At 68.7% G+C, this 13,447-nt stretch carries 16 protein-coding genes and 1 pseudogene; 4 read left to right on the top strand and 13 right to left on the bottom strand.

Annotation, left to right across the window (positions count from 1 at the left end; genetic code table 11):
• Nucleotides 1-29: 29 nt before the first annotated feature.
• Together AC0VYM_RS03665 and AC0VYM_RS03660 are read right to left on the bottom strand one after the other, a co-directional pair.
• Complete coding sequence (locus AC0VYM_RS03665) at nt 30-389, bottom strand: STAS domain-containing protein (RefSeq protein WP_475458933.1); 360 nt, start codon at nt 387-389, stop codon at nt 30-32.
• A gap of 146 nt (nt 390-535) precedes the next feature.
• Entirely contained in the window at nt 536-1,087 is a 552-nt protein-coding gene (locus AC0VYM_RS03660) for an ATP-binding protein (RefSeq protein WP_475458931.1), read from the bottom strand.
• A gap of 374 nt (nt 1,088-1,461) precedes the next feature.
• Between AC0VYM_RS03660 and AC0VYM_RS03655 the strand changes: the two genes are divergently transcribed.
• Nucleotides 1,462-2,307, top strand: a complete 846-nt coding sequence (locus AC0VYM_RS03655; RefSeq protein ID WP_475458928.1) for a helix-turn-helix domain-containing protein — start codon at nt 1,462-1,464, stop codon at nt 2,305-2,307.
• Nucleotides 2,308-2,763: 456 nt separating this feature from the next.
• On the top strand, nt 2,764-2,997 hold the full coding sequence (locus tag AC0VYM_RS03650) for a DUF397 domain-containing protein (RefSeq protein WP_475458926.1): 234 nt from the start codon (nt 2,764-2,766) through the stop codon (nt 2,995-2,997).
• 237 nt (nt 2,998-3,234) lie between these two features.
• Here AC0VYM_RS03650 and AC0VYM_RS03645 read toward each other — a convergent pair whose 3' ends face one another.
• The 9 genes from AC0VYM_RS03645 to AC0VYM_RS03605 all read right to left on the bottom strand — a co-directional run bounded on the left by AC0VYM_RS03645 (nt 3,235) and on the right by AC0VYM_RS03605 (nt 8,862).
• On the bottom strand, nt 3,235-3,363 hold the full coding sequence (locus AC0VYM_RS03645; RefSeq protein WP_475458924.1) for a hypothetical protein: 129 nt from the start codon (nt 3,361-3,363) through the stop codon (nt 3,235-3,237).
• 67 nt (nt 3,364-3,430) lie between these two features.
• Complete coding sequence (locus tag AC0VYM_RS03640; protein WP_475458921.1) at nt 3,431-4,462, bottom strand: methyltransferase domain-containing protein; 1,032 nt, start codon at nt 4,460-4,462, stop codon at nt 3,431-3,433.
• A gap of 22 nt (nt 4,463-4,484) precedes the next feature.
• The gene (locus AC0VYM_RS03635) at nt 4,485-4,904 is read right to left on the bottom strand and encodes a lasso peptide biosynthesis B2 protein (protein ID WP_475458918.1); all 420 of its coding nucleotides are present in this window, start codon (nt 4,902-4,904) and stop codon (nt 4,485-4,487) included.
• Nucleotides 4,901-5,116: a PqqD family protein gene (locus AC0VYM_RS03630; RefSeq protein ID WP_475462920.1), complete on the bottom strand. Its 216-nt coding sequence runs from the start codon at nt 5,114-5,116 to the stop codon at nt 4,901-4,903. Before AC0VYM_RS03630 ends, AC0VYM_RS03635 begins: the two co-directional genes overlap by 4 nt.
• A gap of 53 nt (nt 5,117-5,169) precedes the next feature.
• A complete protein-coding gene (locus tag AC0VYM_RS03625; RefSeq protein WP_475458916.1) occupies nt 5,170-6,921 on the bottom strand; it encodes an albusnodin/ikarugamycin family macrolactam cyclase in 1,752 nt (583 codons plus the stop codon).
• Nucleotides 6,922-7,042: 121 nt separating this feature from the next.
• On the bottom strand, nt 7,043-7,162 hold the full coding sequence (locus AC0VYM_RS03620; RefSeq protein WP_475458913.1) for a lasso RiPP family leader peptide-containing protein: 120 nt from the start codon (nt 7,160-7,162) through the stop codon (nt 7,043-7,045).
• A gap of 131 nt (nt 7,163-7,293) precedes the next feature.
• The gene (locus tag AC0VYM_RS03615) at nt 7,294-8,133 is read right to left on the bottom strand and encodes a helix-turn-helix domain-containing protein (RefSeq protein WP_475458911.1); all 840 of its coding nucleotides are present in this window, start codon (nt 8,131-8,133) and stop codon (nt 7,294-7,296) included.
• Nucleotides 8,133-8,678, bottom strand: coding sequence for a DUF6879 family protein (locus AC0VYM_RS03610; RefSeq protein ID WP_475458908.1), 546 nt, complete (start codon nt 8,676-8,678; stop codon nt 8,133-8,135). Before AC0VYM_RS03610 ends, AC0VYM_RS03615 begins: the two co-directional genes overlap by 1 nt.
• Nucleotides 8,662-8,862 carry a hypothetical protein gene (locus AC0VYM_RS03605; protein ID WP_475458906.1) on the bottom strand — a complete coding sequence of 67 codons (201 nt, stop codon included), beginning with the start codon at nt 8,860-8,862 and terminating at the stop codon, nt 8,662-8,664. The genes AC0VYM_RS03610 and AC0VYM_RS03605 overlap by 17 nt, the downstream gene beginning before the upstream one ends.
• A 327-nt stretch (nt 8,863-9,189) precedes the next feature.
• Here AC0VYM_RS03605 and AC0VYM_RS03600 point away from each other — a divergent pair.
• A pseudogene (locus AC0VYM_RS03600) lies at nt 9,190-10,025 on the top strand (IS5 family transposase); the annotation flags it as partial.
• 25 nt (nt 10,026-10,050) lie between these two features.
• Here the strand turns inward: AC0VYM_RS03600 and AC0VYM_RS03595 are convergent.
• A complete protein-coding gene (locus AC0VYM_RS03595) occupies nt 10,051-11,394 on the bottom strand; it encodes a KamA family radical SAM protein (RefSeq protein WP_475462919.1) in 1,344 nt (447 codons plus the stop codon).
• A gap of 431 nt (nt 11,395-11,825) precedes the next feature.
• Here AC0VYM_RS03595 and plsX point away from each other — a divergent pair, with 431 nt between their 5' ends.
• Nucleotides 11,826-12,902 (top strand): phosphate acyltransferase PlsX, encoded by a 1,077-nt coding sequence (plsX, locus tag AC0VYM_RS03590; RefSeq protein WP_475458903.1) that lies wholly within the window; start codon nt 11,826-11,828, stop codon nt 12,900-12,902.
• Between the two features lie 59 nt (nt 12,903-12,961).
• On the opposite strand, the gene AC0VYM_RS03585 is transcribed toward plsX, so the two are convergent.
• Nucleotides 12,962-13,402, bottom strand: coding sequence for a protein-tyrosine phosphatase family protein (locus AC0VYM_RS03585; RefSeq protein WP_475458901.1), 441 nt, complete (start codon nt 13,400-13,402; stop codon nt 12,962-12,964).
• Nucleotides 13,403-13,447: the final 45 nt, after the last annotated feature.

Genomic DNA, 13,447 nt, shown 5'->3' with positions numbered 1-13,447 from the left:
TCCCCCGGCGGCGCGCCCCGTTCTCGTGGTCAGTGCAGGGCGTGGGCCGTGTGGCTGGCCCGGGCCGCCACGACGTCGGCGTGGGTGGGCAGCACCCCGTGCAGGTCCAGGACGTCCAGGATACGGCTCAGCTGGCGGGGCGGGCTCGCGACCAGCAGGTGGCGCTGGGAGCCGGCGGCGATCCGCAGGGCGCCGACCAGGGCGTTGACCCCGGAGGCGTCGATGAAGGCCACCTCGGAGAGGTCCACGACGGTACAGTTCTCGACCACGGAGGAGGCCAGCCGGGCGTACACGCCCTCGGCCGTGGCGATGTCGATCTCGCCCTTGAGGTGAACGACGGACATGCCGTCGCAGCGGAAGCGCTCCTGGTCCGGATCCAGTACGGCCACGCCTTACTCCCGTGTTCGGGGCCGGTGGGGTCTGTGCCGCCGTCGGTCAAATGCCGACATGCCTTGACAGCCTACTCGGACCGGCGGACTCCACAGCTGTCCCGGAACGCGGTCGCCGCCCGTTTCCCGAGGAAATCGACGGACCGTCAGAACGGATCAGAACCGCAAATCGCCCAGACGATCTTTCCGTGACCGTCCACGGGATTCCAACCCCATTCGCGACTGAATGCGGCCACCAGCCCGAGCCCGCGCCCCGACTCGGCGAAATGGTGCGCCTCGACCCGGACCGGTCCGCGCGGGTTGGGGTCCGCGACCATGCAGACCACGGCGCCGTCCCGGGGGAACGGCCGCAGCTGGAGGGTGACCCGGGTGTGCTCGGGGAGGTCGTCGGAGACCGCGTGACGGCACGCGTTGCCGACCAGTTCGGAGATGACGAGCCGGAGGTCCTCGGCCAGCCGCGAGAGCCCCCACGCGGACAGGTTGTCGGCGCCGAACTCCCGCGCCGACCGGACCGAGTCCGGTACCGCGCCGTAGCAGGCCGCAGCGCCACCGGGGGCGCGGGTGCTCTCCCCGATGCCCAGTCGGCCGAGCGACGGGTCCCACCACCCGCCCCGGGTCGTCTCGGGCGTGCGCACCCGGGAGTGCGGACCCCAGGATGCCCCGGCGTGCAGCTCCGAAGGCACCAGCTCTGTGTTCATCACGGTCCTCACGGATGATGTCGGTTCGCGCGTCCGGCCTGCGCCGCGCTCTGCTCCGGCATACGTGTTCCTTACATACGCAAACCACAGATGCACGTGCAGCGCAACGTTCGGCAACACTATAGGAAGCCCTCCCCCTTTCGGTAGGCCCCCTCACGAAGAATTCGTCCGCCCGTCTTCCGGGATTCTCGCCGGTACCCTTCACTGGGGTTCGAATCGGCGCTCGACGCCCCTGTCCCGGAAGAACGACATCGGTATACTGAGCGGTCGCTCCCGCCAATACCACTCCATAGGGAGGCGAAGTGGTAGCAGACCCAACGCCGAACCACCAGGTCACACAGGATTTCCTGGCCAATTCCAGTGGTGGTCCCACCGTGCTGCGCATTCTGCTCGGCACCCAGCTGCGGCGCTTGCGCCAGGAGAAGGGCATTTCCCGGGAGGACGCCGGGTACGCCATCCGGGCGTCCCACGCCAAGATCAGCCGGATGGAGCTCGGCCAGGTCAGCTTCAAGCACCGCGACGTCGACGACCTGCTGAAACTGTACGGAGTGCGGGAGCCGGAGCAGCGCGAGGCGCTGGTCGGGATGATCTCCAGCGCCAACGCCCAGGGTTGGTGGCACAAGTACGGCGACGTGCTGCCGCAGTGGTTCGGCGTCTACGTGGGCCTGGAGGAGGCCGCGTCGGTCATCCGTACCTTCGAGGTCCAGTTCGTGCCCGGACTGCTCCAGACCGAGGCCTACGCCCGCGCGGTGATCCGGCTCTCGCGCACGGCCACCTCCGAGGAGGACGTCAACAGCCGTGTGAACATGCGCATGCATCGGCAACGGCGTTTCACGTCCGCCGCGGGCGATCCGCCGCGCCTGTGGGCGGTCATCGACGAGGCGGTGCTGCACCGTCCCTTCGGTGACCCCGAGGTCATGCGGGAGCAGGTCGAGCACCTGTTGGAGATGGCCAGCCGCCCCAACATCACCATCCAGATCGCCACGTTCGCCATGGGCGGCCACCCGGCCGCGGGCGGCCCGTTCAGCATCCTGCGGTTCCCCACGCCGCAGCTGCCGGACGTGGTCTACCTGGAGCAGCTGAGCAGCGCCCTGTACTTCGACAAGTTCGACGACACCAGCCGCTACGCGCAGACCATGGACCACCTGGCCACCCAGGCTCCCCTCCCGGGCCAGACCCCGGACCTCCTCCAGGACTTCCTCAAGCGCTACGGGGGTTAGGGCGGGCCGGTCCGCCGGGCGCCGCCCGCGCACAGCCACCGCGACCGGCCCGCCCCGTCCCCGCCGATCCCCCGCGCCCCGGACCCGCACCCCCCGCGACCCCGTGAACGCCCTGCGTACCCACGGGGTCGCTTTCGTGTCCGCCTTCGGCCACGACTGGGAAACAATCCCGGAACACCGAACCTTCTGCGCCTCCGGCACGTTAGTCCTGACATGCGGTTCCTTCGATGCCATCGCCGCGCACCGATCGGGGGTTGATTACGGATGCAATCACCGATGCACGTGCATGGACTACGCTTTGGCCTCGTATGGGGACAAAGGGATCACCCGCCAATAAACCGCCCGTCCCTGGACAGGACGGACGGTGCCCGGGTGGTCGGGTCCGACGGTCACGGCGTGCCGGAGCCGTCCGCGGACACCCCGCTCACCAGTCCCCGAACTTCCAGGAGGTTGAGGATGCAACCGATCTACAACGGCGTCCCCGCGGACCGGTTGGAGGTCGCATGGACCAAGAGCAGTTGGAGCAACCCGGACGGCAACTGCGTGGAGGTCGCGACCCTGCCCGGCGGTGACATCGCCGTACGCAACTCCCGTGATCCCCAGGGTCCCGCGCTGGTGTACACGCCAGCCGAGATCAGGGCCTTCGTCCGGGGCGCCAAGACCGGCGACTTCGACGCCCTCCTCGACTGACCCGAGCGGTGCCGGACCCAACGCACCGCACCCTTCCGAACCACGGCGCCCGGGGCCCTCATCCCCCACCACAGACCATCCCGGGACCCGTGTCCGCGTCGTCGGCCCCGTGGTCGACACACCCGTCCCACGGCGGCCTCCTTCCGTCCACGACGCGGACACGGACGGAGCCCGGCACCCACCAGGGTGCCGGGCTCCGCTGTTCTCCAGCGCCCGTCCGAACGGGCCCCGCTCCCGCTAGATCGGTGAGCGGTCACCGACAAGCCAGAGCAGCGAGTCCACGTGGTGGTCGGTGTCCCCTGCCCACCGGGTGGTGTCGCGCGTCCAGGGTTCGACATCGACCGGAAGCGCCCGCACCGCGCTCACGTAGCGGGAGCTCCCTCCCGTCAGCGAGTGTCGGAGCCAGCGATGACTCCTCGACCACGAGCTTCCCTCAGTCTCCAACGAGCTCGGCGCGCACACGCCACCCCTCATCCTCGCGAGTGAGCACCGGGCTCAGGTCGGGGTAGCCGGGCCGACCCTTCCGACGCCAGTCCTCGACCCACATGCTCAGACACTCCAGCGACCCGGAAGCTCCGCCGTGCAGGGCGCTGCCCGCGTCCACGGCCGTGAACACCGCCGCACCATCGGGGTCCGCGTACCCCACACCCCAGAGATGGCCGCCCAAGCCCAACACGCTGATCTCCTCGGGGCGGCGGGCGTAAAGGTAGGCGGTCAGGTCCACGGCCGACTCCCCCGCTTCCAACACACCGGCCCGCGCAGTGCCCTCGTCGGCCAACACCTTGAGCAGGCCACGTGCGGCTTCGCCGTCCCGACCCGCCCAGGGCGCGGAGATCCACAGGTCCAGGCCGTCATCGGAGCGCACCAGGGCGTCGACTCCACGCGGTGGGACCAGCCACTGTTTCAGCTCCACGTCGTGCATCTCCACGTAGCGCCCCGCGCAGAGCTCCACACCTTCCGGTCCGAGTTCGGGGTCCACACGAGCGCGCAGGATCGCGGCGCTGCGCACACTCGGCGCCAGTTCGACGGGGGTGACGATCACGGCGTTCGGCGCCGCTTGCTCCACCCAGGCCCGAGGAAGGAGGCTCGGTGTCGTCCAGGCCACGACCCGATCGAAATCCCCCATCCCCGGAGCACCCAGCGCGCCGTCACCAGTGATGACGGCGACATTGGTTCGCCTTTGGGATGAGTGCAGGTCACGTGCCCTGGTGGTGAGCTCCGCAACCACGTCCACCGACACCACCGAACCCGCCGGTCCCACGAGCTGGCTCAGCAGCGCGCTGGAGAAACCCGAGCCGGTACCGATCTCCAGCACTCGCATCCCGGCCCGCACCTCCAGCCGTTCCAGGAGCTCGGCGATGGCCGAGGCCGCCGTGCTCTGCGTGACGAGGTTCCCGTCCGGCCGAAGCGTGTAGCGGTCCTCGTCGACGGCCGCGAGAGCGGCGGTCACGTTCGTCTTGTCCATCGATTCCCTTCACCAGTGGTGGTCATGTCCGTTGCAGCAACAGGTAGGGGCGGTCGGGTTCGGAGGGCTCACCGACGGGGGCCCCTTCCACCTCGATCCAGGCATGCGCCGCGTAGGGCATCAGACGGGCCCCGATGCACCAGTCCACAGAGCGCCGTGTCAACAGTGCGGCCAGCGCGGCCGCGAGGGAGTTCTCCAAGCAGGCCGCACGACCGGGGAACCAGCGCGCGGCGCGGCGAACCGCCACCACGAGAGCCTCGGCTTCTCCAACGGTGGCCGAACACACCGCCCGGCGCCGGAGTGTGCCGACGAGCGCCACGCTGCGTTCGAGGGGCAGGCGCAGCAAGAGGACGGCCAAGACGAATCCGCACAGTCCGGCACAGCGGTAGCGCAGTCGTGGAAGCGCGGAGGACGGTGGGGGAAGGGCCATGTGCGAACTCAAGGAGTGCTCTCCTCCCGCAGCAGGCCGCGCTCGCACAACGCGGCACGAAGGGATCGGATGTCCTCTAGCAGGCGGTCTTCCGAGACCCTCAGTTCCTCGGCCAACCGTGTCGCCGTGTCCTCCGGGGACATGCCCTGGCTAAGGGAGCGCCATATCGCCGCAGCGGTGGGGTTCAGTCCGAAGAACCTGCTCGAAGACAGGTCCAGCAGCATCGCACCGTCTTCAGTGCTCGCTTGTCGGACACCGGGGGCGGAGCCGAATCCGGTCATTGCTCTCCTTCCAGGTCGACGGAGCGCACCGCAGGATGGGCCGGAGCACGGTCGAGCCCGCGCAACCACACCTCGGCGGACACGACTTCGGCGATTGCGGCCATCGGCGCGTATCCGCCGCCGATGGCCCGTTCCAGATCAGCCTTGATCAGATGAGGTTGGAGGATGCCCAGATCCGCCAGGCGCGAGTTGTCGATCAGACTGCGCAGCCGAACGGCGTTGCGGCGAACCCCGTGGTACTCGCATGCCCCGTAGTCACCTTTGGTCCGGCGTTCATACAGCTCGGCGGGTAGACACTCGGCAAACGCGGCCTTCAGCAGCGGCTTGGCCTGGAAGACCGAGACTCGTTCCACTGCGGGTACCGACAGGCAGGCCGCCACGACCTGGTTGTCGAAGAAGGGCGCGGCCACCCGCACGCCCAAGTGGGCGGCGATGTCCGCGAACAACCGGGTGTCCGCGGCATGCCGACGCAGCACGCGCAGCGCGTGCGCGTCGACCCCGTGGGAGTCGTCCACACCTTCCGCAGCGTGGCGGAGCCGTTCCGCCACGGTGGCACGGGCTTTCGAGGTGCCCCACTGCGCGGACGGCCCGAGGTGGGCCCAGGCGATATTGCGTTCGACCCGAGGGCCGTTGCCCCGGAAGCCGCCCGAAGGAGGCGCCTCCAGCCGTGTGGCGAGGGCCGTGAGCGCTTCGGCGTAGGGCGTGCGGGAGGCCCTCCAGGCGGAGCGCATGATCCGGTGTACCGGCCGGTGCCTCATCCTGGCCCAGCCGCGGGTCTCACGAACCCACCAGGGCAAACCGCTGATGCGGGTCAGGGCAGTGAGGTAGGTGAGCGGGGCTCCCAGCACCGCGTCCCCGCCATCTCCGACCAGGTGCGGGGTGGCTCCGGACGCAGGCAGCAGGCGGACACGGTCTCGGGCGGAGATCACCGTGTCCAGACTCGGATGATCGGTGAGCGGAACGTCGTCCATATCGGTGAAGGGCAGGGACGCTGTGTCCCCCTTCACGATGACCTGTTCCAACCCTGATGCTCTGGAGGCGAGCAGCGCCGCGTAATCAGCGTCATCGTCATTGACTGCGAACGGGTCCGTGTAGGTCAGCGCCGGTAGTGGATCATCTCGGTGGCGTGCGGCCAACAGCGCGAGCGTGGACGAGTCCATCCCTCCGGAAAGGTCCGCGGTCACCGTGTTCGCCCCGCTGACCCGTGCACGTACAGCGGTTTCCAAGGCCTCGCGGAGGGCCTCCGCCCCCTCCCGGAACGATGCCCGGTGCCACGCCGGGCTTCGAGGAGCGAGGGACACGTTCACCTCGTTCAGGAGCAGTACCCGATCCGGCGGTACCTCGTTGACTCGTCCGTAGAGGGTGCCTCCCGGGAGGCCGGTGTGGAAGTCCGGGCAGAAGAGCCGGGCAGCGAGAGCGTCCGGATCCAGGTCGGCGGTGGAACCGCGAACGAGTGCCAGCGGTGTGGACGCGAACTCGATGCCTTCCGAGTCTTCCCGGTACCACAGGCGGTGGAGTCCGGCCAGGTCCGTGGCAAGGGCCGTCTGCCCGCCCTGGGAAACGATCGCGCAGTAGGAACCACTGAGTGAGGCCGTGCTGCCCGCCGCCTCACACAGGGAACCGCCACGGGAAAGGGCTTCTCGGAGCTCTTCGTCGGTCGCCAGGCACTCGCCCAGGAGAAGGGCGGAGCGACCACGGGCGGCCGTGTGTCGGATCAAGGGCTTGGGCCACGCCCCGAGTAGTCGCACCCGAGTACCCGGGGTCGCGCCGGATCGGCGCGCGCTGGAACCGACCAGGTACCTCGTCACCGCCACAGGATCGCCTCCCCACGGGCGTGCCGCCCCAACGAGTGGGGCGGCACGGTTTCGGTCAGTAGTAGCGGGAGGTGTTGAGGTCCGCCGTGTCCTGCGCCCCGTTGCCGAGGATGACCTCACGAGCGTCGCCGAGGTCGATCAACACCGGGGGCTCGTACGCCTCTTCTTCCTGCATGTTCACTCCCTGAGAGTCCGAGAGGACGGGCTACCTTCGAGCACGATCAGACTATTCCTGGAAACTACCTTGGTCAAGGAATAGCTAGATGTTCTCTCGTGGCCGGCGGGACGGGAACCAGATGACGAACGTCAGGCGTGCTCGCGGACCAGGTCCGCGAGGAAGATGCGCGCCTCGTCGTCGTAGATCGCGGCATCGGCGAACAGCTGGAAAATCCTCAGGTGGAAGTCGATGTCCCGCGGCTCCGTGATCGACCGGTGCGTGGTGAAGCTCTCCACGGACACCTCGTACTCGTCACGGATGGTGAAGGCGTTGATGGGGACTTGCGGCACGGGTACGTTCCACGGCAACACGCCGAGCCGCACGTTCGCCAGCGTCGCGATGTTGGCCAACCGGTCCGCTTGGGCGGCCATCGTCGCCGAGCCGCCCATGCTCCACCGCAGGGCCGCTTCGGTGACCACGAAATCGAAGCGCCGTTCGCTGTCGAAGAGAACCGCTTGACGATCCAACCGGGCGCTCACCGCGCGTGCGACATCGGTTCCCGCCATGGACAGCGGCTGACTGAAGACCGCACGCGCGTATTCGGCGGTCTGTAGTAGTCCTGGAATCATCGTGGGCTGGAAGACCCGGGTATGCGTCGTACGACGGGCTTTCCTGCCGACGTCCTCCTGGGCCCGGTGAAGCCCTCGCTTACGCAGCATCCGCAGGGAGCGATAACGATCATTGAGCTCACCGGCCCGGGTCTCCAACTCTCCCCGCAGTTCCTGGGGCACACGATAGAGATCCAGGAGAAGCAACACGTCTTCCAGGGAGGGGGTGGCTCTGCCGGTCTCGACCTTGGAGACCTTGGACTGGCTCCACCCGAGCCTCTCGGCGACGACCACCCCGGACATGCCGGAAGCCGCGCGAAGCCGCCGAATCTCTTCGGCCAGCTCCGCGCGGTCACGTTCGAACGATGCAGGTGTGTCCATCAGCCCCGGTGATACTGCGGTCGTGCTCTCCAATACTCGTTGAAGGGTACGGCCCCTGCCATGGCCAGGTCACGCTGGGCTCGGTAGTGCTCCAGATCAGGCACGTCCACCAGGTCCTTGCCGAGGTACTCGCCATCGCCCCGGTAGTTCATGCGCACCACGTGAGTGTCGTCGAAGAACCAGAAGTCCTCGTCGACGAGACCGTCGGGGCGTCCCTTCTCGGCGGTGTCGAGGATGAAGATCTCCTCCCCCGCCTGGGAGTTGAAGACGTAGCCCCACTCCATCTCGCGGCGCAGGTAGTCGGTGAGAGGACTGCGAACGACATGGACGCGGAATCGTCGGATCCCCCTGCTCACATCCGCCGCCACTTTGCGCATGTACGGGGTGGTGACACCGATCTTCGGACAGGGTTCACCCGCGAGGTACGCCCGTTGGGCGTCGGCTTCCGACTCCGGGTTGTACACGGGCAGGGTCTCCAACCGAAACACACTCCTGGCGGCCTTCTCGAAGAAGCCGTCGAAGTCCTCGTTACTCAGTGTCGACATGGATCCCCTTCAGCACGTTGACGGGCACCTCCACCACGCTCTCTCCGGACGGGAGATCGAGTTCGGCAAGGATGTCCGGATCATCGATGACGTATCCCTGCACGAGGTAGGTTTCCCGACCTGTCGCGTATACAGCCGGGCAGTTGTCGTCCTCACAACCACCGCTGATCTTCGTGAACTTCACAGGCATCTCCTTCAGAGGGCTTGCTCGAATAATTATTCCCGCAAGCCTGAACCATCAAAGAATATGACCGGATGTGGCCATCTACTCGTCGTTCCGTGACCACGTCGCGAAGCGCCGGGGCGATCCGTCGACAATCGGGGCAACGTCGGCGACGGCTCTGGGACAACCGAGCGACGTGGGACAACTGGAAGAAGTAGGGATGCCTGTGCAGACCATCGAGATCCGGGCGCCACAGTGCTCCTGCCCAGTGACGACTAGCCCTGTCTATTGGCAGTGGGAGCGGAGCGGGGTCTGCCCTGGCGGGGTGGGTGAACGCGCCCGGACGCCATGAGGCTCACCGATGCCGAGTGGGCCCTGCCCGCTCCGCTCCTGCCCATCGATGCGCCCAAAGGAAAGAAGTGGGCCGATCACCTCAAGGTCATCAACGCGATCCTGTTCCGCGCCCGCACCGGGATCCCCTGGAGGGACCGGCCCGACCGCAACGGTCCCTGGGAAACCGCCGCCGGACGCCACCGCCGCTGGTCCCTGGACGGCACCTGGCAAAGGATCGCCGACCGGCTTCGCATCGACGCCAACAGCGGCGAAGAGCTCATCGCGAGCGTCGACTCCACCACCGTGCGGGCCCACCAGCACGCCGCAGGGGCGGCCGCGAAAAAGGGGACACGACCCGGGACGAACCGGACGGGGTCGAAGCGCTGGGGCGCTCCGGGGGCGGACTGACCACCAAGATCCACCTGCTCGCCGATCAGCACAGGCGTCCCCTGGTACTGGCCACGCCCCCGGGCCAGCGCGGGGACAGCCCCATGTACGAGCCCTTGATGAGCGCTCTGCGGCTGCCCCGCAGCAGTGGCCGTCCGCGTACCGGCCGGACCGGGTCCTGGGAGACAAGGCCTACTCCAGCCGGGCCAACCGGGAGCACTCGAGGCCCGCGGAATCACAGAGACCATCGCCCAACCCCGCGACCAGCGTGAGCACCGCCGACGTCAAGGGTCGGCGGGCGGCAGGCCCCCGGCCTTCGACCGGGTGGCCTACCGCGACCGCAACACCGTGGAGCGGGCGATCAACCTGCTCAAGCAGAACCGGCGGTCGCGACCCGCTATGACAAGCGGGCCGCGAACTTCGACGTGACCGTGCAGGTGTCCTCGATCAGGATCTGGCTCCGCGACCTGACCCGTTCAAAAACACTCCCTAGAGGCGGGTCGGGTCGACCAGGCCGTTGGCGCCGACCGGGGCGTTCTCCCACGGGAAGTGGGTGGCTCCGAGGGCGGGCTTGAGGTCGAACAGCCAGGCGGCCTTCTCGTCGTACTTGGCGAAGAAGGGCTGGCCGACCAGCTCCGGGTCGCGCGCCTGGATGAAGTGCAGGACGAAGACCTTCTCTCCCATGATCTCCGTCACGCCGTCCACACAGACCTTGCCCGGGGTCGCGGACATCGACGGGCCGCGCACGGTCCGGGCGAGGCCCGAGACCTTCTGGTACGCGCCCCGGAAGATGTCGTAGGCCTCGGCCAGCGGCACCGCGAAGTAGTCCTGCGGGCCGGTGTCACGCTCGACGAACATGTAGTAGGGCACCATGCCGTGGCGCAGGTGCGTCCGCCACATGTCCTCCCACGTGGCCGAGGAGTCGTTGATCGTGCGGATCAGCGGGGCCTGGGTGCGGATGACCGCCCCCGTGGCGCGGATGCGGCGCACGGCCTCCTGCACGAGCTCGGACTTCATCTCGTTCGGGTGCGAGAAGTGGGCCATGAACGCGAGGTTCTTGCCCGAGGCCACGACCTTCTCGAACAGGCGGAGCGTGTCGTCCGCGTCCGGGTCGGTCGTGAAGCGCTGCGGCCAGTAGGCCAGCGCCTTGGTCCCGATCCGGATGGCCTCCAGGTGCTCGATCTCCAGCAGCGGCTCGATGTAGCGGGAGATGACCCCCTCACCCATGATCATCGGGTCGCCGCCGGTGAACAGGACGCTGGTGACCTCGGGGTGCGAGCGCACGTAGTCGACCATCTGGTCGATCTCGCCGGACGCGAACTTGAGGTCGGCGTCACCGACGAACTGCGCCCACCGGAAGCAGTAGGTGCAGTACGCGTGACAGGTCTGGCCCTGCTTCGGGAAGAAGAGGACCGTCTCCTTGTACTTGTGCTGGATACCCGGGATGGGCTCCTCGTTGCCCGTGGTGGGCACGTTGAGGTCCATCTGCCCGGCGGGGTGCGGGTTCAGCTTGGCGCGGACGCCGTTGGCGGCCTCGTTGAGCTCCTTGCGGCCAGCGCCGGAACTGATGAGGTCCGCGATCCTGGAGACGTCGTCCGCGGGCAGCATGTCGGCCTGCGGGAAGACCAGGCGGTAGATCGGATCGTCGGGAGCGGCGTCCCAGTCGATCAGCTCGTCGATGACGTAGCTGTTGACGCGGAACGGCAGCACGTGCGCGACCGCTTTGACCGCGAGCTGCTCGTCAGCCGCGAGACCGGCTCTCGCCGTGAGCTCGTCAAGGTGTTTCGTCGTGTAGGCACGAAACCGACGTCCGGCGGACGCGGACTGTGCCACGTCTGGCGTTACGCTCACGCCTCTCCTCTCCTGCGGTTGGACAGGGGCCCGCCCTCATGGAGCAGGGCAGCCCTGAGCCGGTGGCTCCGGCATACGGGTACCGGGGAACCACCTGGGGATGAAAAATCAGTTATCGGCTGTGACCAGAGTGTTTCCGGCGGACCAGCCAGCGAGCGGATATACCCCGTCTAGGGGCTTTGTACCCACTCTGCGTAATATCCAGCCCTGACCTGGACATACAGGAAGTATCCTCGCATGACCGCACGAACGTACCGTCCGAAGGCAGCGGCGGAGCGACCCGATAACGTGTCACCACATCACCCCGTGCGGCCCCGAAAGGGCGCGGTCACCCGTGCCGTGAAACGGCGCCGAGCTGCGCGGACGGCACGCCGCACCCGCCCACCAGCACCAACCGACCGTGTGAGGAAGCTGTGACTGGCACACCCGACGCGGACGCACCGGTACCGCGTACGTCACCGCCCATCATCGCGGTGGACGCCATGGGCGGCGACAACGCCCCCGGGGAGGTCGTGCGCGGCGCCGTCAGGGCCGTCCGTGAGCTGGGCCTGCGGGTCCTGCTCGTGGGGCGCCGGACCGAGATCGCCGCCCAGCTCGCCGAGGAGGGCGCCCTGCGCGACGTCCCGGTGGTGCACGCCGAGGACAACCTCGCCATGGACGAGGGGGCCCTGGCCAGCTGGCGCCGGCCCCGCTCCAGCGCCGCGGTGGCGTGTCGGCTGATCCGGCGGGGCGACGCCGACGCCCTGGTCTCGGCGGGTTCGACCGGCGGAATCGTGGCCACCTCCACGGTGCGGCTGCGAACCCAGCCCGGGGTGCTGCGACCGGCCCTGGCCGTGACCCTGCCGACCGGACCGGTGCCGACGATCATGGTGGACGCCGGGGCCAACGCCGACGCCAAGCCCGAGATGCTGGTCCAGTTCGCGCACCTGGGGTGCGCCTACGCGCAGACCGCCTTCGGGGTGGAGCGGCCCCGCGTCGGCGTGCTCAACATCGGTTCCGAGCCGGGCAAGGGCAACAAGCTGATCCGCAGGGCCAGCGAACTGCTGGCCGCCGAGGGATCCGAGTCCATGGACTTCCGGGGCAACATCGAGGGCCACGACCTGATGCTCGGCAGGGTGGACGTGGTGGTCACCGACGGCCACACCGGCAACGTGGCGCTCAAGACCATCGAGGGGACCGCCGCCTTCACGATGAACGCCGTCAAGGACGCCCTCACCTCCTCCACCATGGCCAAGGCCGGGGCGGTGCTCCAGCGCGGCGCCCTGCGCAGGCTGCGGGAGCGGTTCGACAGCGAGACCTACGGCGGCGCCGCCCTGCTGGGTCTGAACGGCACCGTGGTCATCGCGCACGGGGACAGCCACCCGGAGGGCATCGCGCAGGCCTGTCGGCTCGCCCACGACCTGGCGGGCGGGCGGATCGGTGACCAGATCCGCCGCCGGGTGCCCCAGCGCTCCCCGCACTGGCTCCACCGCCGCTCCGAGGAGCGCTGACCCGGATCCGGGCGGCCGCGCCCGGTCCGGTCCCGGGACTCGTTCAGCCCCGGAGCCGTTCAGTCCCGGGAGGCTCCGAAGGCCCGCACGTAGGCCTCCTGCTTGGGGGTCTCCACCGCGTGCGGGGAGTAGTGCTCGCGTACGAAGGACACGGCCTCGTCGGCGGGGACCCCGTCCAGCACCGCGAGGCAGGAGAGCGCGGTCCCGGTCCGGCCCCGCCCGCCCAGGCAGGCCAGCTCCACCCGTTCCCCGTCGGCGCGCTCCAGGGCCTCGCGGAACCCCGCGAGGGCGTCCTCGTCCTCAGCGGGCAGTCCGAAGTCCGGCCAGCGCACCCAGCGGGCGGACCACAGGAAGGTCGGCGGCTCGTGCTCCAGCAGGTAGACCCCGAACCCCGGTGTCGGACCCTGCGGCAGCGGGTAACCGAGGCCCCTGCCACGGACCAGGCGGCCGGAGGGCAGTCTCAGCACGCCGGGGGCGTCGGGGTTCCACGCTTCGCTCATGGAGGGGAGCGTATCCGGCGGAGCCCCGGCGAATCGGCGTCCGGG

The organism is Nocardiopsis sp. iso_237 (genome assembly GCF_056173345.1).
The sequence above is the reverse complement of the archived record's forward strand: the minus strand, read 5'-3'. Positions and strand labels throughout refer to the sequence as shown.

What these genes read in the sequence shown, in the direction of transcription:
- AC0VYM_RS03620 (WP_475458913.1), bottom strand. Translation starts at nt 7,162, where the DNA reads ATGCAGGAAGAAGAGGCGTACGAGCCCCCGGTGTTGATCGACCTCGGC.
- AC0VYM_RS03640 (WP_475458921.1), bottom strand. Translation starts at nt 4,462, where the DNA reads ATGGACAAGACGAACGTGACCGCCGCTCTCGCGGCCGTCGACGAGGAC.
- AC0VYM_RS03585 (WP_475458901.1), bottom strand. Translation starts at nt 13,402, where the DNA reads ATGAGCGAAGCGTGGAACCCCGACGCCCCCGGCGTGCTGAGACTGCCC.
- AC0VYM_RS03615 (WP_475458911.1), bottom strand. Translation starts at nt 8,133, where the DNA reads ATGGACACACCTGCATCGTTCGAACGTGACCGCGCGGAGCTGGCCGAA.
- AC0VYM_RS03610 (WP_475458908.1), bottom strand. Translation starts at nt 8,678, where the DNA reads ATGTCGACACTGAGTAACGAGGACTTCGACGGCTTCTTCGAGAAGGCC.
- AC0VYM_RS03650 (WP_475458926.1), top strand. Translation starts at nt 2,764, where the DNA reads ATGCAACCGATCTACAACGGCGTCCCCGCGGACCGGTTGGAGGTCGCA.
- AC0VYM_RS03660 (WP_475458931.1), bottom strand. Translation starts at nt 1,087, where the DNA reads ATGAACACAGAGCTGGTGCCTTCGGAGCTGCACGCCGGGGCATCCTGG.
- AC0VYM_RS03630 (WP_475462920.1), bottom strand. Translation starts at nt 5,116, where the DNA reads ATGCTGCTGGACCTGTCTTCGAGCAGGTTCTTCGGACTGAACCCCACC.